The organism is Sphingopyxis sp. (assembly GCF_035998905.1).
GTDB lineage: Bacteria > Pseudomonadota > Alphaproteobacteria > Sphingomonadales > Sphingomonadaceae > Sphingopyxis.
In genome coordinates this window covers 129,634-152,155 of record NZ_DASYHG010000009.1, presented here as the reverse complement: position 1 = coordinate 152,155, position 22,522 = coordinate 129,634, and the positions used below count along the sequence as shown (strand labels likewise).

The window sequence follows — 22,522 nt, the reverse complement described above, 5'->3', positions numbered from 1 at the left end:
TACCAGATCCTAGAAGCGATAGTCCCAACCGAGCGTGACGGTCCGCCCGCGTCCGGTAAAGAAGCGGGCATTGTCGGTCAGCGGCACGGCCGAGCGGATCGTCTGGCTGTTATAGGTGACATAGTCGACATCGAACAGGTTCGACGCCGCGAGTGTGATCCCGCCGAGGCGCCGCAGGTCATAGCGCAGCACGGCATCCGTGAGCGTGTAGCCCGAAAAAGCGGTATTGGCGGGCGCGCCATCGAATTTACGGTCGAGATAGAGGCCCGCCTGTACGCGCGCCGACACCGGACCGCTGTTGTAGCTGGCCCAGAAGTTGACGCGATCGGGCGAAATATTCGCGCCGTCGAGGTCGATATCGACCTTGTCGTCCTTGTTGCTGTCGGTGCGGCCGGACAGATGGGCATAGCCGGTGCCAAGCTTCAACCCGTCGACCGGAAGCTCGACCGCAAGATTGATTTCGAAACCCTGGATTTCGATGCGCTGGCGCTGAACATCGTAGATGCCCGCGCTGTTCGCTACCAGCAGGCCGCCATTTTTCGACGTGGACCAGAAATAGGACGCGCTGGCGTCCAGTGGCCCGCGCTTGATTTCGATGCCAAGCTCGCGATTGTTGGAAATGACGGGGGTGACGTTGACATCCTCGATGCGGAAATTCGGCTGGAGGCTGCCGTTGACCGCCCGCAGGATGCGGCCGACGTCGGCAATCGAATAGCCTTCGGCATAGCTGGCATAGGCCCGGATGCCTTGCGCAGGCTCGACGATAACGCCGCCGTTGATCAGCAGATCGTCGAAATTGCGGGTGCCACCCGTGACCCGAGCCGAGTTGTACGAGGCCAGCGTCACATAATCGTCGACCTTGAGCTGACCATTTTCCCAGCGCGCGCCGCCGGCAAGGCGGACGGCGCCGTCGAACAGTTTCAGATTGGCCTGGCCGAAGGGGGCGAGCGTGCGGAAGGTGGTCGGCGGGACCCAATAGCGCGCCGTCGCGATCATCTCCTGCTGGGTCTTGTCCCACATCGAGTCGAAGCCGAGCGTGACGTTGAGCGCGTTGAAAAGCTGCCGTTCATAGCTGACGCGCGCGCCCAGTTTGCGCGAGCGGTTCGCCGACTGGTCGAACAAGGTGCCGATGGGCGCGATGCTGGCGTCCTGGAAGGTGGCGCTTACATCGCCGCCGAAAATATCGCGCGACCGGTTGAAAAAGGCCTGGAAGACCAGATTGCCGCCGCCGAGATCGGTATCGGTCAGCGTCAGGTTGACCGTTTCGACGCGGTTCGAGGCGGCTTCGCCCTGTATGTCACCGCGCCGCGAGCTGGTGGGAAGGCCGGTCGTCCGGTTGCCCGCAACCTGCACCCAGTCGCCATTGCCTTCTAGATTGAAACGTGTGGCGAACAGTTCGATGCGGGCGGTCGACGACAGGTCATAGCCCAGCCGCGCAAAGAAGCTGAGGCTCTTGCTGTCCTGCACATCGCCTTGCGTATTGTCGATGCCGACGCGGCGGCCCGCGCCGTCATAATAGAGGCCGCGCGTTTCATAGGCGACACCGCCGGTCACATCGAACGCGCCCTGACGATAGGAGAGCAGCCCGCCAAGCTTGCCGCCAAAGCTGTTGTTTTCGAAATTGCCCGTCGACCCCTGCACCAGCGCGCGGCCGGACAGGCCGTCTTCGCGCGGGGCCTGAACGACCACCTGATTGACCACGCCGCCGGTCGCGCCGATCCCCTGCAGCGCGTTCGATCCATAGATCAATTCGACGCGATCGAGGAAAAAGGGGTCGATCGTATAGCCATCGCGCGATCCGTCGCGGATCGGGGTCGATTGCGGGATGCCGTTGATCGCGTAGAGCGGCGAGCGGCCGCGCAGTGTCTCGCCCGATCCCGAGAGTTTCTGGCGTGTCGGCGAGAAGCTGGGGGTCAGGTTGGCGACCGCATCGATGACCGAGCCCGCGACCGCGACCTGTTGATCGAGGCTGTCCTTGGAAATGACGTCGATCGTCAGCGGCAGCGCGTTCGGCGGCAGGACCGTGCGGGCGGCGGTGACGACGATCGCCTCGCCGCTCGTGGTGCTTTCGTCGATAGGGGCGCTGTCCTGCGCGAAGGCAGGCGACGACAACATTGTGCCCAACAAGGCGGCGGCGGCAATTTTGCGAATCATTCTCAACTCCTGTTCGCAGGCGCCGCTAATGAGAGCAATTCGCATAAGCAAGGAAAAAGCCGCGTGGCAGCGCCCATTTGTTCATTTCGCCCGGGTCCGTGGAAAAATCGCCACAGTGCCGAAAAGCGCGCTATCAGCTTGCCCATGCGGGAAAAGGAACTGCGCTTCGCCCTGATTTGCTACGGCGGCATCAGCCTTGCCGTCTATATGCACGGGATCACGAAAGAGGTCTGGCGGCTCGCCGCGGCGTCGCGCGCGTTCCACGACGGCGCGCCGCTGACCGGTGCGGGTGCGGTCTATGGCGACCTGCTCGCGGAGATTGCGGCGCGCAGCAATGTGCGGCTGCGCGTGCTCGCCGACATCGTCGCGGGGGCGAGCGCGGGGGGCATCAACGGCATCTTCCTCGCGCGTGCGCTGGCGACCGGGCAGTCGCTCGACCCGCTCACCGACCTGTGGCTCGACAGCGCCGACGTCGATCGGCTGATCGATCCCGACGCGCGGCCGCTGTCGGCGGCGACCAAATTCTGGGCGGTGCCGATCGCCGGCTGGATGATGAAGAAGCGCGGTAACGCCATCGACCGCACCGTCGGCGAAGGCGCACAGGACGAGGTGCGTGCGAAGCTGTCGCGTTTCGTCCGCGCGCGCTGGTTCGAGCCGCCCTTCGGCGGCGAAACCTTCACCAACCTGTTGTTCGACGCCTTCGACGCGATGGATGCGGGGCCGCGCGGGCCGGTGCTGGTGCCGGAGGGGCAGCCCGTCGACCTGTTCGTGTCGGTTACCGATTTTGCGGGGCACAGCGTGCCGCTGGCGCTCAACAGCCCGGCGCGCGTGACCGAGGACGAGCACCGGCTGATGCTGCATTTTCGCGAGGACAGCCGGACGGGCGCGCGGCTCGACGACGTGCCGGGGCTGGTCGGTGCGGCGCGCGCGACGGCGAGCTTCCCCGGCGCTTTTCCTCCCTTCACGCTGCGCGAACTCGACCGCGTGCTGGACAAGCGGCGGATCGCATGGCCAGCGCGCGATACCTTTATCCGCACGCAGCTTCCCGCGGGCGGCGAAGGCGACCCCGCCGACCGCGTGCTGATCGACGGGTCGGTGCTCGCGAACGCACCCTTCCGCCCCGCGATCGCGGCGCTCAAGCAGCGCCCGGCGCGGCGCGAGATCGACCGCCGCTTTGTCTATATCGATCCCAAGCCCGATTACAGGTCGATCAGTTTCGGCAAGCCCGCGGCCGAAGAGGCGCAACTGCCGGGCTTCCTCCCGACCATTCTCGGCGCGCTGTCTGAAATCCCGCGCGAACAGCCGATCCGCGAGAATGTCGAGGCGATCGAGGGCATGTCGCGCCGTATCCGCCGGATGCAGCATATCGTCGACGCGATGAAGGTCGAGGTCGAGGAACAGGTCGCGGCGCTGTTCGGCACCACCTTCTTCCTCGACACCCCGACGGTCGCGCGGCTCGAAAAATGGCGCGCAAAGGCGCAGGACCAGGCGGCGGCGCGCGCGGGCTTCGCTTTTGCGCCCTATGGTCACCTCAAGCTGTCGGCGGTAATCGAGGAGATGGCGAGCCTGATCGACCGCCTGCTGCCGCCCGAGGGTGCGGTTCATCAGGCCAACCGGCGCCTCGCGCTGTGGGACGAAGCGCGCGCGCGCGGTCTCGACCGGATTTCGGGCAAGAGGGGTGCGGGCGCGAGCAGTGATGCGATCGTATTTTTCCGCACCCACGACCTTGGTTTTCGTATCCGCCGCCTGCGGTTCCTCGCACGCGAACTCGACACCGCGGTCGAGGCGACGCGCGATGGGCGCGATCCGGTGTGCGAGGATATGCGCGAGGCGATCTTCACCGCGCTTGGCCTCTATCTCGACCGGCAGGGCGACAGCTGGCTCGCCGACCTCGACCTGCCCGCCGATGCCGGGCCCGGCGACTGGATCGACGCGATCGCGGCGCGGCGCGACCTGCGCACGGTCGACAGCGAGGCCGATGCGCTGATCGCCGCGGGGCTGTCGGCGATGCCGAAGGACGACCGGCGGACGCTGCTGCTCGCCTATCTGGGCTATCCCTTTTACGACATTGCGACCTTGCCGCTGCTGCAGGGCGAGGGGTTCGACGAGTTCGACCCGATCAAGATCGACCGCATCTCGCCGTCGGACGCGACCGCGATCCGTTCCGGCGGCGCGGCGGCGATGCTGAAAGGCGTCGAGTTCAACAGCTTCGGCGCCTTCTTCAGCCGCGCGTACCGCGAGAACGACTATCTGTGGGGGCGGCTCCACGGCGCCGACCGGCTGATCGATATCGTCGCGAGCAGCGTGACGGGCGACGGTGCGCTGGCGGGCGCGGATCTGAAGGCGATCAAGCGCCGTGCGTTCCACGCAATCCTCGACGAGGAGGAAGCGCGGCTGCCCAAGGTGAAGGCGCTGATCGACGAGCTGAGGGGCGAGATCGGGTAGCCATCATTTGTCATCCCCGCGAAAGCGGCGATCCAGAGCGTCATCAGCTGACTCAGCATCTGGGTTCCCGCTTTCGCGGGAATGACAAAGAGAGGGTGGCGACGGGCCGCTAGTCGGTCAGATCGTCCCACATTTCCTTGATGCGGCCGAAAAAGCCCTGCGAAGCCGGGCATTCCTCGCCCGTCTCGGTCTCGCGGAATTCGCAGAGCAATTCCTTCTGGCGCGCGGTCAGCTTCGTCGGCGTCTCGACGTCGATCTGGACGACCAGGTCGCCGTGGCCGCGGCCGTTGAGCACCGGCATGCCCGCGCCGCGCTGGCGCAGCTGCTTGCCCGACTGGATTCCTGCGGGGATCGTGATGTCGTGCTTCTTGCCGTCGAGGCCGGGGATGGCGATTTCGCCGCCGAGCGCTGCGGTGGTGAAGCTGATCGGCGCGCGCGTGAACAGCGTCGTCCCCTCGCGCTCGAAGACCTTGTGCCGCGCCATGTGGAGGAAGATGTAGAGGTCGCCCGGCGCTGCGCCGCGCGCGCCGCTCTCGCCCTCGCCCGACAGGCGGATGCGCGTGCCCTCGTCGACCCCGGCGGGGATGTTGACGGTCAGCGTCTTGCGCCGGTCGACGCGGCCTTCGCCGTGGCAGGCGTTGCACGGGTCGGCGATGACCTCGCCCGCGCCCTGACAGGTCGGGCAGGTGCGCTCGACCATGAAGAAGCCCTGCTGCGCGCGCACCTTGCCGTGGCCGGCGCAGGTGGTGCAGCGGTTCGTCTGCGTGCCGGGCTTGGCGCCCGATCCGTCGCACGCATCGCAGCGCGCGGCGACGTCGACCTGGATTTCGCGCGTGACGCCGGCGAAGGCGTCCTCGAGCTTGATTTCCATGTCGTAGCGCAGATCGGCGCCGCGCGCAGGGCCGCGCTGCTGGCGCCCGCCGCCGAACGCCGAACCGAAGATCGATTCGAAAATATCGCCGATGTCGCCGAAATCGCCACCATTGCCGCCGCCGAAACCGCCCGCGCCGCCATTGACGCCCGCCTTGCCGAACCGGTCGTAGGCGGCACGCTTCTGCGGATCCTTCAGGCAGTCATAGGCTTCGCTGATCGCCTTGAAGCGCGCTTCGCTGTTATCGCACCCCGGATTCTTGTCGGGGTGATATTTCATCGCAAGCTTGCGGTAGCTCGCCTTCAGCGCGGCATCGTCGGCGGTGCGCTCGACTTCGAGCAGTTCGTAATAATCGATGTCGAGTGACATAGGTCAACGGCCCCCTCTGCCCCGCCGCACCCCGAGGGGGCGGCGGAGAGAGTTTCATTCTTACTTTTTGTCGTCTTCGACTTCGGAGAATTCGGCGTCGACGACGTCTTCGTCGGTCTTCGCCGCACCAGCCTCGTCGGCGCCGGGGGATGCGGCCGACTGCTGCTCCTTCTCGTAGATCGCCTGACCGAGCTTCATCGCGACCTGCGCGAGCGCTCCGGCCTTTTCGGTCATCGCGGCGGCATCGCCGCCTTCGACCGCGGTCTTGGCTTCGGCGACTGCTGCTTCGATTTCCGACTTGAGGCCCGCGTCGACCTTGTCGCCATGCTCGCGGAGCTGGCTTTCGGTCGAGTGGATCAGGCTTTCGGCGTTGTTCTTCGCCTCGGCCGCCTCACGGCGCGTCTTGTCCTCTTCGGCGAACTGCTCGGCGTCCTTGACCATCTGGTCGATGTCCGCGTCGCTGAGGCCGCCCGAGGCCTGGATCTTGATCTGCTGTTCCTTGCCGGTGCCCTTGTCCTTGGCATGGACCGACACGATGCCGTTGGCGTCGATGTCGAAGGTCACCTCGATCTGCGGCACGCCGCGCGGTGCGGGCGGGATGCCGACGAGGTCGAACTGGCCGAGGATCTTGTTGTCCTGCGCCATTTCGCGCTCGCCCTGGAACACGCGGATCGTCACCGCCGACTGATTGTCGTCGGCGGTCGAATAGACCTGCGACTTCTTCGTCGGGATCGTCGTGTTGCGGTCGATCATCTTGGTCATGATGCCGCCCAGCGTTTCGATGCCGAGCGAGAGCGGGGTCACGTCGAGCAGCAGCACGTCCTTGACGTCGCCTTGCAGCACGCCCGCCTGGATCGCGGCGCCGATCGCGACGACTTCATCGGGGTTCACGCCGGTGTGCGGTTCCTTGCCGAAGAAATCCTTCACGACTTCGCGGACGCGCGGCATGCGCGTCATGCCGCCGACGAGCACGACTTCGTCGATCTCGCTCGCCGAAATACCGGCGTCCTTGATCGCCTTCTTGCACGGTTCGAGCGTGCGCTTGACGAGATCTTCAACCAGCTTTTCGAGGTCCGAACGCGTGATCGTCTTCACAAGGTGCTTCGGCCCGTTGGCGTCGGCGGTGATGAAGGGCAGGTTGACCTCGGTCGTCGCGGCCGACGACAGCTCGATCTTTGCCTTTTCGGCGGCTTCCTTCAGGCGCTGGAGCGCGAGCTTGTCACCGCGGAGATCAATGCCTTCGTCCTTCTTGAAGCCGTCGGCCAGATATTCGACGATCTTGCTGTCGAAATCCTCGCCGCCGAGGAAGGTGTCGCCGTTGGTCGACTTCACTTCGAACACGCCATCGCCGACTTCGAGGATCGAGATGTCGAAGGTGCCGCCGCCAAGGTCATAGACCGCGATCGTCTTGTTCTCGGTCTTGTCGAGGCCATAGGCCAGCGCGGCCGCGGTCGGCTCGTTGATGATGCGCAGCACTTCGAGGCCCGCGATCTTGCCGGCATCCTTGGTCGCCTGACGCTGCGCGTCGTTGAAGTAAGCGGGGACGGTGATGACCGCCTGCTCGACCTTTTCGCCCAGATAGGCTTCGGCGGTTTCCTTCATCTTCTGAAGGATGAAAGCGCTGATCTGCGACGGCGAATAATCCTCACCGCCCGCCTTGACCCACGCGTCGCCGTTGGCGCCCTTGACGATCGTATAGGGGACGAGTTCCATGTCCTTCTTGGTCATGGGATCGTCGAAGCGGCGGCCGATCAGGCGCTTCACCGCAAAAACCGTATTTTCGGGGTTGGTGACGGCCTGGCGCTTCGCCGGCTGGCCGATCAGGCGCTCGCCATCCTTTGCAAAGGCGACGATTGACGGAGTCGTGCGCGTGCCTTCGACATTTTCGATAACCTTGGGTTTTCCGCCTTCCATCACCGCGACACAGCTGTTCGTGGTGCCGAGGTCGATCCCGATCACTTTAGCCATTTGTTACTCGTCCTTGTTGCTTCTCAGGCGCCCTGAAAAGGCACGCCATCCATGGGTTCTATGGGCGCGATATAGGTGCGCTAATCCTTGGCACAAGGGCTTTCAGGGCTTATCGAGGGCGGGAAATGACGCGCTTTTACGGAGTCCTCCCAAAATGAAACCTTTTGCGATCCTTGCACTTGCCGCCACCGCGCTGACCCTGACGGGCTGCGGCGAAAATCTGGCCGGTGCAAAGCCGCTCAATGTCGTCAGCGGGCATATCGTGATGGGCGCGACCCCCGACCGTCCCGCGGTGGGCTATTTCCGCGTCCAGGGCGGGCCGCAGCCGGTCGAGCTCGTCGCGGTGACCGCCGACCTCGCGCAGCGCGTCGAAATGCACGAAAGCGTCAAGGAAAATGGCGTCGTCACGATGAAGCCGCTGCTCCGCGCCGACGTCCCCGCCAAGGGCGAGCTGGTGTTCAAACAGGGCGGCAAGCATCTGATGATCTGGGGCATCAACGGCGCCGCGGTGCGCGCGGGCAAGCTGCCGATGGCGTTCGTCTTCACCAACAACAATAATGAACGCATCCTCTTCGACATGGTGATCAAGCCCGCCGAGGGCGCGGAAGCCGCCGGCGAAATGGACCATGGCGCGATGGACCATGGTTCGACGGAGAAGGGCGCCGAGGAGGCAGCCCCGGACGCGGCCAAGAAGTAGGCGCGGGTGCCGCGTCCGTCGCGACTCCTGACACATGGCGAAATCGCGCTCGCCCGAACGGTGTTCGGCGACGCGATCGCCTATGACCGCGTGCGCGTGAACCACCACAAGTGGATATTCTTCCAACCGCGGCATATCGTCATGGCGCCGATGGGCAGCCTGCATTTCAACCCGCACGGCGATCTTTATTGCGAGGATTTCAGCGTCGCGTCGCAGCGGCTGCAAGGCCTGTTCATCCACGAAATGACGCATGTCTGGCAGGCGCAGACGCGCGGGCGCTGGTATCTGGTGCTGATGCGCCATCCGTTCGCGACCTACAGCTACAGCCTCAAGCCCGGCTGGCTGCTCGAACGTTACGGGCTCGAACAGCAGGCGGAGATCGTCCGCCACTACTGGCTGCTCACGCAGGGCATGGTCGTCGGCGGCGCGCCGGGGGTCGATGCCTATCGCGCGATCCTGCCTTCCTCGTGGGATATCGGCTAGATGGATGATTTCGAATTCGTCTTCGCGCTCTACAGCCTGCTGCTCGGCCTCTCGATGGTCGAGCTGCTCGGCGGACTCGGCCGCGCGATCGAGACGCGTTTCGCGGCTCAGGACAGCCGCGAAGCCTTTGCGATCGGCTGGCTGACCCCCTTGCTCGCGATCTTCGTGATGCTCGACCTCCTCTCCTTCTGGAGCGCGGCGTGGGTCGCGCGCGGGGATATTGCGGTGTCGAGCACCGCGCTGCTCGCGGTCGCGGCGTTCGCGAGCATCTATTTCCTCGCTGCACGGCTCGTCTTCCCTTCGCATCCCGAAGGGTTTGCGAACCTCGACACGCATTATTTCCGCGTCCGGCGGATCATCCTCGGCCTGCTGCTCGTGCTGCTGGCGGCGCAGCTCGGCTATTATGCGTCGCAGCCCGACCTCGCCGCCGCGCTTGCGCGTCCGGTCGCGTGGGTCATGACGGTCGTGCTCGTCGCGCTGATGGTCGCGGCGATGTGGGTGAAGGATCGCCGCTGGAGCATCGCGATCCTCGCGGCGCTGATCCTGCGCTACGTCGTCATCTATCTGCTTTGAGCGCGGCGGCAATTTGCGGCTAGCCAGAGGGGCGTTGTTCGTCCTATGTTCCGTTCATGGATTCCACCTCGCTTATCGTCGCCCTTGTTGCCCTCGCTCTTGGCGGCTTGATCGGCTGGCTTTTCGCCGGGCGGCAGGCGGGCGTGCTCAAGGCCGAGCGTGACGGGCTTTCGGAGCGGTTCCGGACTGCGGTGACCGACCTTGCGGCCGAGGCCGAGGCGCGCAAGGCGGCCGACATCCAGCTTGCGGCCCTGCTCAGCGAGCAGCGTGCGCGCGACGAGGCGCATGACGCGCAGATTGCGCAATTGAAGGACGCGCAGGCGGCACTGACGGCGCAGTTCCGCGAGGTCGGGCAGGCGATGCTGGGCGAGGCGCAAAAGTCTTTCCTCGACCGTGCCGAGGCGCGCTTCAAGGAAAGCGAGGCGACTGCGGGGCAGAATCTGAAGGCGCTGCTCCATCCGGTCCACGACCGGCTCGAAAAATATGAGGCCGCGGTGGCGAAGGTCGAGGCCGAGCGCCGCGACGCCTTCGGGCTGTTGCATGGCCAGATCGCGGCGATGCGCGAGGGCACCGAACGCGTGTCGAGCGAGGCGGCGAAGCTCGTCAACGCGCTGCGCAATGCGCCGAAGGCGCGCGGGCGCTGGGGCGAACAGCAGCTCCGCAACGTGCTCGAAAGCTGCGGCCTTTCCGAGCATGCCGATTTCCAGACCGAGGTGAGCGTCAACGACGGCGACGGCGGGCGGTTGCGCCCCGATGTCGTCGTGCGCGTTCCGGGCGGGCAGAATCTCGTGATCGACGCCAAGGTGTCCTTGAACGCCTATCAGGACGCGTTCGGCGCGGTCGACGAACGCGAAAAGGCGGCGCATCTTGTCGCGCACGCCGCGGCGATGAAGGCGCATGTGAACACCCTCGGCGCCAAGGCCTATTGGAACCAGTTCGACGACACCCCCGATTTTGTCGTGATGTTCGTGCCGGGCGAACATTTCCTTGCCGCCGCGCTCGATCAGGATGCGGGCCTCTGGGACTATGCGTTCGAGCGCAAGGTGCTGCTGGCTACCCCAACCAACCTGATCGCGATCGCGCGCACCGTCGCGGCGGTGTGGCGGCAGGAGAAGCTTGCCAACCAAGCGCGCGAGATCGCGGCGCTGGGCAAGGAACTCTATGCGCGCATGTCCGTGATGGGCGCGCACATCGCCAAGGTCGGGCGCAATCTCGACCAAGCGACGGGCGCGTATAACGCCTTTGTGGGCAGCTTCGAATCGCAGGTGCTCACGCAGGCGAAGCGCTTCGAGGCGCTCGATATCGAAACCGGCGACAAGGAAATTCCGGTGCTGCCGGTCGCGGAGCAGGCGGCGCGGCCGCTCGCGAAACTCGCGTCGGCGCCCGCTGCGGTCAATGACGCGGGCGAATAGGGCGGCTGTTCAGATTATCTGCTTGAGCACGGCGGTCTGGCCGCCCGATCCGGTGAGGATCAGCGTGCCGTCGTCGGCAAAGGTCAGGGCGACCGGCGCGGCCATCAGTTTGAAGAAGGCGGCTTCCTGCGTCATGCTCGCCCCGGGGCACGCCATCTCGGTTGCCATCAGCGGCCCTGCCTTCAGCGTGGTGCCATCGACCGCATAGCGCCCCGAAAAGCGATTGCATCCCGCGCTGCCGGTCAACAGGTCGCCGTTGAACTGCAATACGGTCGGCCGGTCGGCGGCGACCGGAACTCCGCCGATCGACACGAAGGTCCAGTGCGTTCCCGCGACCCCCGCGGCGGGGGGCAATATCCTGCCGCCGCATCCCTTCACCGTCTTGCCGTCGGCGACGACCGTCACCGTGTCGGCGTAGCGCCGGTCGCTCATCCCGTCGCTGCATTCGCCGCGCGCGATATCGACGGTGAGCCGGTCGGTGGCATAGCGTTTGCCGCCCGCGCTCGGCTTCGCGCCGGGGTTCGGGGCCATGATCTTCGTCTCGCCATAGTCGCCGTCATAATTGAGGCGCGACGGCGTGATCTCGAGCGTCCAGTCGGGTTCGGTGCCGAGCGCCATATAGGCGGCAGCGGGCGTTTCGCCGGGAGTTTGCGGCGGCGTTTCGGCGGCGGGGACGCATGCGGCGAGCGCGAGGAGGGAGAGGGCGGGGAGGGTGAACCTGATCATGCGATATCTCCTAATCGACGCGGAGTGATCGGCTGATGAACGGTGCGGCCGTCTATCGGTTCCGCCGCTGGTTCAGCACCTCATACGCCATCACCGCGGTCGCGACCGCGGCGTTGAGGCTGTCGGCCTTGCCCATCATTGGCATCTTGACGCGCACATCGGCGGCGGCCGCATAATCGGCGGGCATGCCCTGCGATTCATTGCCGGTGAGGATGAAGGTCGGCGCGGCGTAGCGCACCGCCTGATAATCCTCGGTATCGTCGCCGAGCCAGGTCGCGACGAGCTGGCCGGGGCCCTGCCGCAGCCAGGGGAGGAAGTCTTCCCAGCGCGTCACGACCAGCTTTTGCGTGAAGATCGCCCCCATGCTCGCGCGCACCGCCTCGACCGCATAGGGATCGGTGCTCTCGTCCAGCAGGATCAGTCCGCCCGCGCCGACCGCGTCGCCGGTGCGCAGCATCGTGCCGAGATTGCCGGGATCGCGGAGCCGCTCGGCGACGAGCCAGATCGGCGCGGCATCGCGGTCGAGATCGGCGAGCGTGGTTTCGGGTTCGGCATAGATACCGACAACGGTCTGCGGATTGTCCTTGCCCGACAATTTCGACAGGATCGCGCCCGTGGTGTCGATCACTTCGCCGCCCGCCGCCATCGTATCGGCCGCGAGCGCCTTTGCCAGCGGATGCGCGTCGCCCTCGGGGCCAAGAAACAGCCATAGAGGGAGGATGCCCGCCTCGCGCGCCTCGGTCGCGATGCGCAGCCCTTCGGCGAGGAACAGGCGCTCCTCGCGGCGGTGGCGTTTCTCGCGCAGCAGGCGCATCCGCTTGATCAGCGGATTGGACAGGCTCTCGATTGTGGTGCGACCACCGGTCATCCAGTCAATCCTCGCCGAAGCTGTCCTTGACCAGCCCGACCAGCTTGAGGAGGGCCGCATCGGCGCCGTCGCCCCGCGTGTGGATCGTGATCGAATCGCCCTTCGCGGCGCCGAGCATCATCAATCCCATGATCGAGGTGCCGTTGACGCGCGATCCGCCCTTTTCGACCTCGACCGACACGCTTTCGGGCAGGCGGCTGACGAAGGTGACGAACTTAGCACTGGCGCGCGCATGAAGACCACGCTGGTTGGTGATTTCGACGGTTTCGGAAATTTCGGTCACGGTCCCACTCCCAGCATTTCCGATGCGACCGAAATATATTTCTGGCCGGCTTCCTTCGCCGCGATCACCGCGGCGCGAAGTTCCATCGTCTTGCGTGCACTTTCGAGGCGGATCAGCATCGGCAGGTTCACGCCGGCGATCACTTCGGTGCGTCCCGCTTCGAGCAGGCTGATCGCGAGGTTCGACGGCGTGCCGCCGAACAGGTCGGTCAGCATGACGACGCCGCGGCCTTCGTCGACGGCGCGAATCGCGTCGGCGATTTCCTTGCGGCGCATCTCCATATTGTCGTTGGGGCCGATGCACACGGTCGCGACCGCGCGCTGCGGTCCGACGACATGCTCCATCGCGCGCACCATTTCCTCGGCAAGGCGACCGTGGGTCACAAGGACCATTCCCAGAAGCGGCAAAGCCTTATCGTTCGGCATGCAGTCGTCGACCCTTATGTTTTGCCGCCGGGTGCGGGAGACGCGGGCGGGGGCCTGCCCTCAAGCCCATCTTGCGGGGCAGAGTCAAGGTTGCGGTGGGTCACCGTCGGCGCATGGCCCGCGCCGCGTAGCGTTTCGGCAACACGCGCGGCGACATGGACCGACCGGTGGCGGCCGCCCGTGCATCCGAAGGCGATGGTGACATAGCTTTTGCCCTCGGCGCGGTAACGCGGCAGCAGGGTCAGGATCAGCTTCTCGATCTGCGCGACGCTGTCCTCATAGGCGGGGTCGGCCTTGACATAGGCGGCGACGTCGGCGTCGAGTCCGGTGCCGGGCTTGAGCTTCGGGTCCCAGTGCGGGTTGCGCAAATAGCGCATGTCGAACACGAGGTCGGCGTTGCGCGGCAGGCCGCGCGCGAAACCGAAGCTCAATATGTTGAGCACCGGTTCGCCTTCGCCGGCATCGCCGAAGCGCTGGCGCACCTCCTGCTGCAGGTCGTTGCTGCTGTAATTGGTCGTGTCGACGACATGTTCGGCCCAGCGCCGCAGCGGCTCCATCACTTCGCGTTCGCGCGCGATACCGTCGGCGGCGGGGCGGTCCTCGGCCATCGGATGGCGCCGCCGCGTCTCGGAGAAGCGGCGTTCGAGTTCGGCGCCGGCGCAGTCGAGAAACAAGGTCTCGACATCGTGCGTGCCTTCCTCGCGCATTTCCTTGATCCGCTTGACCAGCAGCGCGGGCCGGAAGCCGCGGCTGCGGCTGTCGATCCCGACCGCGATCGGGCGACTCGCTTCGTTGCGCTTCACCGGAGCGTCGATCAGCGCGTCGAGCAGCGCGAGCGGCAGGTTGTCGACGACCTCCCATCCCAGATCCTCGAGCACCTTGAGCACGGTCGACTTGCCCGCCCCCGACAGGCCGGTGACGAGCAGCAGGCGCGGTTCGGCGGCGTCGGTCATGCGCCGGGCGCCAGCCGTTCGAGGGCGAGCATGATCTTGATCGGCGCCGACGCCTCGAACGCCGAAAGCAAAAGCGCGGGCAGCGGGTGGCCCGCGACCATTTCGACCTGGTTCACCGCGGGCATGCGGTCGTAGCGGTCGGTCAGCCGTACCGCGAGCGCGAGCGGCACACGCGCGGTCCACGGGCGCTCGATGATCCCGATCCCGCGCACTTCGAGCTTGCCCGCGAGCGTTTCGGGCGGGCTGCACCAGAGGCGGTCGCGTTCGAACCAGATATCGCAGCGGTCGTCGGCGACGAGCTTTGCGCCGCGATCGATCAGCCGCAGCGCCAGGTCCGACTTGCCCTGTCCCGAATTGCCGAGGATCAGCACGCCGCCGTTGCCCGCCGCGACGCAGCTGGCGTGGATATTGACGATTTCGGTTCTGGTCCGGCTGGGAAGCATGGCGCATGGCTTACCGGCGACGATGCGGTGCTGCAAGGCGATAGGATGAGTGCGTCAGCCCGTCTGGTGGCCACCTTCGCGCGCGGGGAGGGTGATCAGCAGGCTCGCGCCCGGCTTGCCGTCGTCGCGATCCTTGGCGCTGATCGTGCCGCTGTGCCCCTCGACGATCGTTCGCGCGATCGCGAGGCCGAGTCCGCTGTGCCGCCCGAAGGCGCCCGGGGGGCGTTCGCTGTGAAAGCGGCGGAAAATGGCGTCGCGCTGCGCGGGCTCGATGCCGGGGCCGTCGTCGTCGACCTTCACATGCACCTCGTCGCCGAGACGCGTCGCCGAAATGCAGACGAGACCGGTTTCGGGCGAAAAGCTGATCGCATTGTCGATGACATTGTCGATCGCGCGTTCCAGCCGGTGGCCGTCGCCCATCACGACCGTCGTTCCCTTGCGCGGGCGGGCGAAGGCGATGCGGGGGTGCGGCGCGTCGGCATCGATCCGTGCCGCGCGCGAGGCGAGCATCGATTCGATCATCATGCCGACGTCGATCGGTTCGAACAAAGTGCGCGACAACTGCGCATCGACGCGGCTCGCCTCGCTGATGTCGCTGACCAGCCGGTCGAGGCGGCGCACGTCCTCGTCGGCGATTGCGAGCAGTTGCGCGCGCTGCTCGTCGCTCTTGACGCGCCCCAGCCCCTCGATCGCCGAGCGAACCGAGGCGATCGGGTTCTTGAGCTCGTGCGTCACGTCGGCGGCGAAATGCTCGCCCGCATCGATGCGTTCGCGCAGCGCTTGCGTCATGTCGGACAGCGCGCGCGCCAGCGTGCCGATCTCGTCGCGGCGGCTCGGCAGGCGCGGGACGACGACCTCGCGCGCGCGGCCGAGGCGGACGCGCACCGCGGCGCGCGCCAGCCGCCGGAGCGGGCGGACGATCGTGCGCGCGAGAAAGAGCGAAAGGAGGACCGATGTCAGCAGCACCACAAAGAGAACGATCGCGATGCGAAAGCGTTCGGCGCGCACCGTGCGCGTGATATCGCGCGCGTTGAGCGTCATCAGCACCGTCTGCGGTGTTTCGAGGTCGACGACGCGTGCGGCGCTGAGCAGCGGGGTGCGTTCGGGGGCATAGCGGAAGCGGCTGGCCACGCGGTCGCTGGCCTGCGCCTCGACGACTTCGGGCCACGATTGCGCCCGATCGACGCGGGGTTCGTGGAAATCGGGATAGGAGGGCGCGCCGACGATCCAGTCGATGCCGCGATCCATCGCGCGCGCCGCATCGCGCTTCCACGGTTGCAGGTCGGGATCGCGCAGCGTGTAGGTCGCCGGGCCGGTCGCGAAGCTGTCGGAAAGGCGCCGCCCGTCGGCGGCATAGAAGCGCAGCCGCGATTCGGTTGTTTCGGCAAATTCGCTGATCAGCCGCTCGCGCTGGTCGGGGCGCGCGGCCTCGAGCGCGCTGTCGAGCATCGCGAGCTGGTCCTTCATCACCTCGATGCGCGTATCGACGAGGCGGCTGCGATAGGTGTCGAGATAATAAAAGCCACCCGCAAGCAGCGCGACGGCGAGGATGTTGACCGCAAGGATGCGCGTCGTCAGCGACCAGCGCGCCGACCAGACGAGCGGCGATTCCTCCTGCTCGGCGATGCTGGCGTCGGGTTTCAGCCGGTCGAGTTCTTGGGCATCAGCTGTCATCGGCAAAACGATACCCCGCGCCATAGAGGGTGGCGATCGCGTCGAATTCGGGATCGACTTCGCGGAACTTGCGGCGCAGGCGCTTGATATGGCTGTCGATCGTGCGGTCGTCGATATAGACATCGTCCTGATAGGCCGCGTCCATCAGCTGATTGCGGCTGCGCACGATGCCGGGCCGCGACGCCAGTGTTTCGAGGATCAGGAATTCGGTGACGGTCAGCGTGACGTCCTTGCCGTCCCAGCTGACCTTGTGGCGCGCCGGGTCCATCTGCAGCCGCCCGCGCGTGATCGGGTCGGCGACCGGTTCTTCGTCGCCTTCGGACGGGTTGCGGTTCAATTCGACGCGGCGCAGGATCGCGCGGATGCGCGCAATCACCAGGCGCTGGGAAAAGGGTTTGGCGATATAGTCGTCGGCGCCCATCGCGAGCCCGAGCGCCTCGTCGATCTCGTCGTCCTTGCTGGTCAGGAAGATGACGGGAAGCTGGCTCTTTTCGCGCAGCCGGCGCAGCAATTCGAGCCCGTCCATGCGCGGCATCTTGACGTCGAAGACCGCGAGATCGGGCGGATTGTCGATCAGCGGCTTCAGCGCGGCTTCGCCGTCCGAATAGACGCGCGTCACAAAGCCTTCGGCCTGCAGCGCAATCGACAGCGATTGCAATATGTTGCGGTCGTCGTCGACCAGCGCGATGGTTGCCGTCATGCTCTTTCCGTTGGCGGGCCTTGGGGAGCGATTAGCCTATCCGGCGCCCAGCGACAACAGCGCCGCAATGCTACCGGTTCCCGCGCCCCGCATTCGTCGCAGGCGCCGCCCGGCCGCGCCTTAATCTTTTGACCTCCCCTGCCAAGCGAGCTAACGCGGCCGGGATTTCGGAATCGGCGGTCACGTCGGCACCCATGTAAATGCGGGCCAGCCCATTAGCACGCTAAGCATTGCATAGGTATGCAACGACGCCGCCGGACAGGAGAGGCGAAGCAAATGACCAAGGTTGTGATCGGCACCAGCACCGTCGAGACGAAGGCGGATGTCGCCGAAAACTGGGGCACCGCGCAGCTTGTCGAGGATGCGGTGCGCCACAATGAGGGCGTGCTGGCGAAGGACGGCCCGCTCGTCGTCGCAACCGGCAAACACACGGGGCGCAGCGCCAAGGACAAGTTCATCGTCCAGGACGCCGAGACGGCGGACACGATCTGGTGGGGCAAGACCAATGTCCCGATGACGCCCGACCATTTCGCGGCGCTGAAGGCCGATTTCCTCGCGCATCTTGCGACACGTCCGCGCCTGTTCCGCCAGCAGCTGTTCGGCGGGTCGCAGCCCGAGCACCGCGTCGGGGTGCAGGTGCTCACCGAATTCGCGTGGCACAGCCAGTTCATCCGCACGCTTCTCTGCCGCCCGACGGCCGAGGAACTCGCGGGTTTCGACGCCGAATATACGATCATCGACCTGCCGAGCTTCCGCGCCGATCCGGCGAAGCATGGCTCGCGCACCGAAACCGTCGTGGCGGTGAATTTCTCCGAGAAGCTCGTGCTGATCGGCGGCACCGCCTATGCAGGCGAGATGAAGAAGTCGGTGTTCGGCATCCTCAACTATCTGCTCCCCGTAAAGGGCGTGATGCCGATGCACTGCTCGGCGAATATCGGCCCCAAGGGCGACACCGCGGTCTTCTTCGGCCTCAGCGGCACCGGCAAGACGACCTTGTCGGCCGACGCGTCGCGCACGCTGATCGGCGACGACGAACATGGCTGGTCGGACACGGCGGTCTTCAACTTCGAGGGCGGCTGCTACGCCAAGATGATCCGCCTCTCGCCCGAGGCCGAGCCCGAGATTTTCGCGACGACGAAGCGGTTCGGCACCGTGCTCGAAAATGTCGTGATCGACCCGGTCACGCGTGAACTCGATTTCGACGATGCGAGCCTTGCCGAGAACAGCCGCGGTTCGTACCCGATCGATTTCATTCCGAACACGTCGGACCATAATATGGGTCCGGTGCCGCAGAATATCATCATGCTCACCGCCGATGCCTATGGCGTGCTGCCCCCGATCGCGAAGCTGACGCCCGACCAGGCGATGTATCATTTCCTGTCGGGCTATACCGCGCGCGTCGCGGGGACCGAGATCGGCGTCACCGAGCCCGAGGCCACCTTCTCGACCTGCTTCGGTGCGCCCTTCATGCCGCGCCACCCGTCGGTCTATGGCAACCTGCTCAAGGAACGCATCGCCAAGGGCGGCGTCCAGTGCTGGCTCGTCAACACCGGCTGGACCGGCGGCATGGCGACGATGGACGGGATCAAGCGGATGCCGATCAAGGCGACGCGCGCTTTGCTCAACGCCGCGCTCGACGGCAGCCTCAACGACGCCGAATTCCGAAAGGATCCGAATTTCGGCTTCATGGTTCCCGTCGCGGTGCCGGGGGTCGACAGCGGTCTTCTCGATCCGCGCGAAGCCTGGGCCGACAAGGCGGCCTATGACCGTACCGCGCAAACGCTCGTCGGCCAATTCATCGACAATTTCGCGCAATTTGCGGAGCATGTCGACGAAGGCGTCCGTCAGGCCGCTCCGCAGGCAGCCGTCGCAGCATAATTGACCCGGATCGCTTCCGGGTGCTCATTCACCCGGAAGGACCGGAAAGATGACTACCGAATATTCACCGCGCCTGTTCGAGCGCGACGAAGATATAAGCGCGATCGGCACAGGCTTGCTGGCGTGCACGCTGCCGCGCGAGGCGTGGACGCACGAAGCGCATCTGGGCGCGTGCCTGTGGTTGCTCAGCGAGCGCCCCGACATCGATATCGACGCCGAGATCGCGACCATCATCAGCCGCTACAACGAAAGCGTCGGCGGGGTGAACGACAACCACAACGGCTATCACGACAGCATCACCCGCGCCTATGTCGCGGGGGTGCGGTGGTTCCTGTCGGAGACGGCCGAGATGGGGCTGGCGGCGCGCGTCAATGCGATGCTGTGCTCCGATGTCGGCCGCCGCGACTGGCCGCTGCGATTCTACAGCCGCGACTTGCTCTTTTCGATCCCGGCGCGGCGCGGCTTCGTCGAACCCGATCTGGCGCCGCTTCCGGCCGTTCAGATTCCGCGATAGGTGCAGTCGAGGAAGAGCGACCCCGGCGCGCTCTTCTTTGGCGCCAAGGCTGCCATATAGAGACCCCATTCGGGGACCAGCTTGCCAATTCTGTCGGCATTGAGGTCGTTCATGTCGACGGGTCGCCATGAACAAAGTGTATCGGTGCAGTCGACCTTGAACTTTTTCGACGCCGCATGGGCATTGAGGAACGCGTCCTGAAAATCGGCCAGCGTTCCGGGCAGCGTGAATTGCACGCGCCACAGATGGGTCTCCACGCCAAAGCGTCCGCTTGTGATCCGAAAAACTTCGGTCGCGGTCCCCCCAAGTACCGGGACCGCGACCGGCGCATATTTGCCCGCCTGTACGCTGTCGGCCGTCAGGCCATTGGCCTTCATGGCTTCGGGGAAGATCGCTTCGGCCACGGTGGCGTCGGCGGGACACCCCGCGGGCGCGCCGGTCGTTGCGGTGAGCATCAGCGCCGCAGCCTGCATCATTGAAAGCATGTGTCTTTATCCCCCTGCGGCTTTGAAGGATAGTCCTGGCCGGGTCGCCGCGTTCGATCAACTCCAAACAGCGGCGACCGGCGCGAAGCGATCAGCCCTTTGCACCCCTTACATATTCGTCGACATTCTGCGCGAGCACGTCGAGCGGGACGTTGCCGCCCTTGACCACGACATCGTCGAAATCGCGCAGGTCATATTTCGGACCGAGCGCCTTTTGCGCGAGCCCGCGCTGGCGGACGATCTCGCTGTGCCCGACCTTGTAGCCGCACGCCTGTCCGGCCCAGCTGCAATAGCGGTCGACTTCGCTCGAAACTTCAAGCGGGTTCGAGCCATTTTCCTTCACGAAAAATTCGACCCCCTGCTCGCGTGTCCAGCGCTTGGCGTGGAGGCCGGTGTCGACGACGAGGCGGCAGGCGCGGAACGCCAGCGACTGGAGATAGCCCAGCCGCCCGACCTCGAAATCGTCATAGAGGCCGAGCTCGTCGGCGAGCTGCTCGGCGTACAGGGCCCAACCTTCGCTATAGGCGTTGAAGGCCAGCATCGTGCGAATGAGCGGCATCGAATGTGCGTATTCGCCCTGCCATGCATGGCCCGGGATCGCCTCGTGCATGGTCAAGTCGGGGAGCGAATATTTGCTGTGCAGTTCGGTGGTGCGGAGGTTGATCCAGAAGCGCCCCGGGATGCTGCCGTCGATCGATCCCGCGCCGCCATAGGCCGCGGGTGCGCCGGGCTCTTCGGCGAGCGGCAGGCGTTTCACCTCGACATTGCCCTTCACGAGCGTGCGGAAGGCGCGCGGCAGCTCGGCGCGGATATTGCCGAGCCAGGTCTGGATATAGGCGACGATCTCGGCGCGCCCCGCATCATTGTCGGGGAATTTGTAGCGCGGGTCCTTCGCCAGCGCGTTCATGCGGTCGCCGACCGACCCCTGCGTATAGCCGAGTTTCTTCAGGATCGGGTCCATCCGGCCGTGCAGCTCGGCGAGTTCGGCGCGGCCCATCGCGTGGATTTCTTCGGGGGTCATGCGCGTTGTCGTCGAGGCGCGGAGGCCCCACGCATACCATTCGTCGCCGCCGGGCCGCGCCCACATGCCGGCGTCCATCGTCGCTTTCGGCTGCTGCGCCTTCAGTTCGGCGAGCTGGCGTTCGAGCGCCGCGGCAACCGGACCCTGCACGATCTTTGCCGAGCGCGCCGACCAGTCGCCCGCAATCTTTGCCGCGCCGGCGCGGCGGACGAGGCTTTCGACCATCGACCCGCCCGCCTTCGCATCGGCGATCGTCGCTTCCATCTGCTTGACCGCCTTGTCGATCAGGAAGGCGGGGGCGATCAGACCTTGTCCGCCCGCGGCCTTCAGCCGTTCGGTCTCGCCGTCGAGCACGCCGGGGAAGGCGTTGAGACGCGAGAGATAGGCTTCGGCATCGGCCGACGTCTTCACCGGATGATCACTGTCGAGGAATTTGGGCACGTCGAGATAGGCGCCGACATTCTGGATCACGACATAAGGCGTGTTGCGCCAGCCGCCGACCGCGACGTCGCCATAGGGCAGGGCAAAGCCCGCGAGCGCGACGTCATAGGCGCTCTCGACCACCGCAAGGCTGGTGCGTGTCGCATGGTCGAGTCCGGACTTGTCGAAGGCGCGGACGCGCGCGACGTCGGCTTTCAGCGTGTCGGCGAGCGCCGTCACCCCCGCAGCCGAGCGATCGCCGAGCTCTCCGCGCATCTTCGCACGCGCGCCGGTGTCGATGCCGAGCGAGGTCGCGCCTTCGGGCGACTGCGCGAGCAGATTGTCGGCGACCGAATCGAGGAGTTTCTGCGCGTCGCTCTTGGGCGCCGCCTGCAGCGCCGCGGCGGGGCCGGCAAAGGCGAGACCTGCGGTGCCCGCGCCAAGTGTGGCGAGCGTCTGGCGGCGGTTGAAGGGGGTGGAAAGCGGATTGGACACGGGCGGCTCCCTGCGACTTGTTTCTTGTGAAACCTGTCTAGGGGGCACGGCGCGCCGGTCAACGAAAAGGGGCCGGGAAAGCGCCTGCCTTCCCGACCCCTGTCGAAATTATCCGGCGCTTTGTCAGTCGGTGAGGTCAGCGGGTACCTTGCCGCCGTTCGCCGCGAGTTCGCGCATCACCGCCTTGTGCAGCCAGATGTTCATTTCGGCGCTGCCGTCGAGTTCGCCAGTATAGCCGAGTTCCTGCGCCAGCTCCTTGCGGTTGGCGAGGCTCGAATCGATCCCGAGCAGCTTCATCAGGTCGACGATCGACGTGCGCCAGTTGAGGTCCTGCCCGGCGTTTGCGGCCTCGGCGGTGAGGATCGCATCGACATCGACGGGCGTCGCGGCGGCGGTCGCCATCGCGCTCGTCGCGGCGTCGAGCGCGGCGCCGACGGGGTTGGGGGCTGCCGGGGCGGCGGGTTCCGCGGCCTGTGCCTTCTTGCCGAAAATGGCGTCCTTGATCTTGCCGAAAATGCTCATTTGCACTGCTCCCACTAGAAATGCGGCCAGCCCGTCAGGGCGAGTCGAATAGCCGCAGGCTAGGACTATGCATCTGGAAATGACAGCCAAATGAACGACTCGTCCTCCGCCCGCGCGCTGCTATAACAAACGCCGATCGGCGC

General features: G+C 65.8%; 21 protein-coding genes. 7 read left to right on the top strand and 14 right to left on the bottom strand.

What is annotated here, in order from left to right; all coding sequences use genetic code 11:
- Nucleotides 1-9 precede the first annotated feature (9 nt).
- Complete coding sequence (locus VGN62_RS03060) at nt 10-2,154, bottom strand: TonB-dependent receptor (RefSeq protein WP_327451050.1); 2,145 nt, start codon at nt 2,152-2,154, stop codon at nt 10-12.
- A 144-nt stretch (nt 2,155-2,298) separates the two neighbouring features.
- Between VGN62_RS03060 and VGN62_RS03055 the strand changes: the two genes are divergently transcribed.
- Nucleotides 2,299-4,599 (top strand): patatin-like protein, encoded by a 2,301-nt coding sequence (locus tag VGN62_RS03055; protein ID WP_327451048.1) that lies wholly within the window; start codon nt 2,299-2,301, stop codon nt 4,597-4,599.
- A 109-nt stretch (nt 4,600-4,708) separates the two neighbouring features.
- Here VGN62_RS03055 and dnaJ read toward each other — a convergent pair whose 3' ends face one another.
- Together dnaJ and dnaK are read right to left on the bottom strand one after the other, a co-directional pair.
- The gene (dnaJ, locus tag VGN62_RS03050) at nt 4,709-5,839 is read right to left on the bottom strand and encodes a molecular chaperone DnaJ (RefSeq protein ID WP_327451046.1); all 1,131 of its coding nucleotides are present in this window, start codon (nt 5,837-5,839) and stop codon (nt 4,709-4,711) included.
- 60 nt (nt 5,840-5,899) lie between these two features.
- Entirely contained in the window at nt 5,900-7,807 is a 1,908-nt protein-coding gene (dnaK, locus tag VGN62_RS03045; protein ID WP_327451045.1) for a molecular chaperone DnaK, read from the bottom strand.
- A gap of 154 nt (nt 7,808-7,961) precedes the next feature.
- On the opposite strand from dnaK, the gene VGN62_RS03040 reads away from it, so the two are divergent.
- Genes VGN62_RS03040 through VGN62_RS03025 form a run of 4 tightly spaced genes read left to right on the top strand, consistent with a single transcriptional unit; the run spans nt 7,962 to nt 10,972 of the window.
- Nucleotides 7,962-8,504: a copper chaperone PCu(A)C gene (locus tag VGN62_RS03040; protein ID WP_327451043.1), complete on the top strand. Its 543-nt coding sequence runs from the start codon at nt 7,962-7,964 to the stop codon at nt 8,502-8,504.
- A gap of 6 nt (nt 8,505-8,510) precedes the next feature.
- The gene (locus tag VGN62_RS03035; RefSeq protein ID WP_327451041.1) at nt 8,511-8,987 is read left to right on the top strand and encodes a vgr related protein; all 477 of its coding nucleotides are present in this window, start codon (nt 8,511-8,513) and stop codon (nt 8,985-8,987) included.
- Nucleotides 8,988-9,560 carry a hypothetical protein gene (locus tag VGN62_RS03030; RefSeq protein WP_327451039.1) on the top strand — a complete coding sequence of 191 codons (573 nt, stop codon included), beginning with the start codon at nt 8,988-8,990 and terminating at the stop codon, nt 9,558-9,560.
- A 56-nt stretch (nt 9,561-9,616) separates the two neighbouring features.
- Nucleotides 9,617-10,972 (top strand): DNA recombination protein RmuC, encoded by a 1,356-nt coding sequence (locus VGN62_RS03025; RefSeq protein ID WP_327451037.1) that lies wholly within the window; start codon nt 9,617-9,619, stop codon nt 10,970-10,972.
- A 9-nt stretch (nt 10,973-10,981) separates the two neighbouring features.
- Here VGN62_RS03025 and VGN62_RS03020 read toward each other — a convergent pair whose 3' ends face one another.
- Genes VGN62_RS03020 through VGN62_RS02985 form a run of 8 tightly spaced genes read right to left on the bottom strand, consistent with a single transcriptional unit; the run spans nt 10,982 to nt 17,044 of the window.
- A complete protein-coding gene (locus VGN62_RS03020) occupies nt 10,982-11,698 on the bottom strand; it encodes an META domain-containing protein (RefSeq protein WP_327451035.1) in 717 nt (238 codons plus the stop codon).
- A gap of 52 nt (nt 11,699-11,750) precedes the next feature.
- On the bottom strand, nt 11,751-12,566 hold the full coding sequence (locus tag VGN62_RS03015; RefSeq protein WP_327451033.1) for an RNA methyltransferase: 816 nt from the start codon (nt 12,564-12,566) through the stop codon (nt 11,751-11,753).
- A gap of 4 nt (nt 12,567-12,570) precedes the next feature.
- Nucleotides 12,571-12,849 carry an HPr family phosphocarrier protein gene (locus VGN62_RS03010; protein ID WP_327451031.1) on the bottom strand — a complete coding sequence of 93 codons (279 nt, stop codon included), beginning with the start codon at nt 12,847-12,849 and terminating at the stop codon, nt 12,571-12,573.
- On the bottom strand, nt 12,846-13,241 hold the full coding sequence (locus tag VGN62_RS03005) for a PTS sugar transporter subunit IIA (protein ID WP_327451349.1): 396 nt from the start codon (nt 13,239-13,241) through the stop codon (nt 12,846-12,848). The genes VGN62_RS03010 and VGN62_RS03005 overlap by 4 nt, the downstream gene beginning before the upstream one ends.
- Before the next feature lie 47 nt (nt 13,242-13,288).
- The gene (gene rapZ, locus VGN62_RS03000; protein ID WP_327451029.1) at nt 13,289-14,227 is read right to left on the bottom strand and encodes an RNase adapter RapZ; all 939 of its coding nucleotides are present in this window, start codon (nt 14,225-14,227) and stop codon (nt 13,289-13,291) included.
- Nucleotides 14,224-14,670, bottom strand: a complete 447-nt coding sequence (locus VGN62_RS02995; RefSeq protein ID WP_327451028.1) for an HPr kinase/phosphatase C-terminal domain-containing protein — start codon at nt 14,668-14,670, stop codon at nt 14,224-14,226. Before VGN62_RS02995 ends, rapZ begins: the two co-directional genes overlap by 4 nt.
- Before the next feature lie 54 nt (nt 14,671-14,724).
- Nucleotides 14,725-16,344, bottom strand: a complete 1,620-nt coding sequence (locus VGN62_RS02990; protein WP_327451027.1) for a sensor histidine kinase — start codon at nt 16,342-16,344, stop codon at nt 14,725-14,727.
- The gene (locus VGN62_RS02985) at nt 16,334-17,044 is read right to left on the bottom strand and encodes a response regulator transcription factor (protein WP_327451025.1); all 711 of its coding nucleotides are present in this window, start codon (nt 17,042-17,044) and stop codon (nt 16,334-16,336) included. The genes VGN62_RS02990 and VGN62_RS02985 overlap by 11 nt, the downstream gene beginning before the upstream one ends.
- A 276-nt stretch (nt 17,045-17,320) precedes the next feature.
- On the opposite strand from VGN62_RS02985, the gene VGN62_RS02980 reads away from it, so the two are divergent.
- Entirely contained in the window at nt 17,321-18,922 is a 1,602-nt protein-coding gene (locus VGN62_RS02980; protein WP_327451023.1) for a phosphoenolpyruvate carboxykinase, read from the top strand.
- Nucleotides 18,923-18,971: 49 nt separating this feature from the next.
- On the top strand, nt 18,972-19,436 hold the full coding sequence (locus VGN62_RS02975) for a hypothetical protein (RefSeq protein ID WP_327451021.1): 465 nt from the start codon (nt 18,972-18,974) through the stop codon (nt 19,434-19,436).
- On the opposite strand, the gene VGN62_RS02970 is transcribed toward VGN62_RS02975, so the two are convergent.
- The 3 genes from VGN62_RS02970 to VGN62_RS02960 all read right to left on the bottom strand — a co-directional run bounded on the left by VGN62_RS02970 (nt 19,421) and on the right by VGN62_RS02960 (nt 22,379).
- Entirely contained in the window at nt 19,421-19,921 is a 501-nt protein-coding gene (locus tag VGN62_RS02970) for a hypothetical protein (RefSeq protein WP_327451019.1), read from the bottom strand. The two genes, VGN62_RS02975 and VGN62_RS02970, sit on opposite strands and share 16 nt — an antisense overlap.
- Before the next feature lie 91 nt (nt 19,922-20,012).
- Complete coding sequence (locus VGN62_RS02965) at nt 20,013-21,857, bottom strand: DUF885 domain-containing protein (RefSeq protein ID WP_327451017.1); 1,845 nt, start codon at nt 21,855-21,857, stop codon at nt 20,013-20,015.
- Nucleotides 21,858-21,980: 123 nt separating this feature from the next.
- Entirely contained in the window at nt 21,981-22,379 is a 399-nt protein-coding gene (locus VGN62_RS02960; RefSeq protein ID WP_327451015.1) for a DUF3597 domain-containing protein, read from the bottom strand.
- Nucleotides 22,380-22,522: the final 143 nt, after the last annotated feature.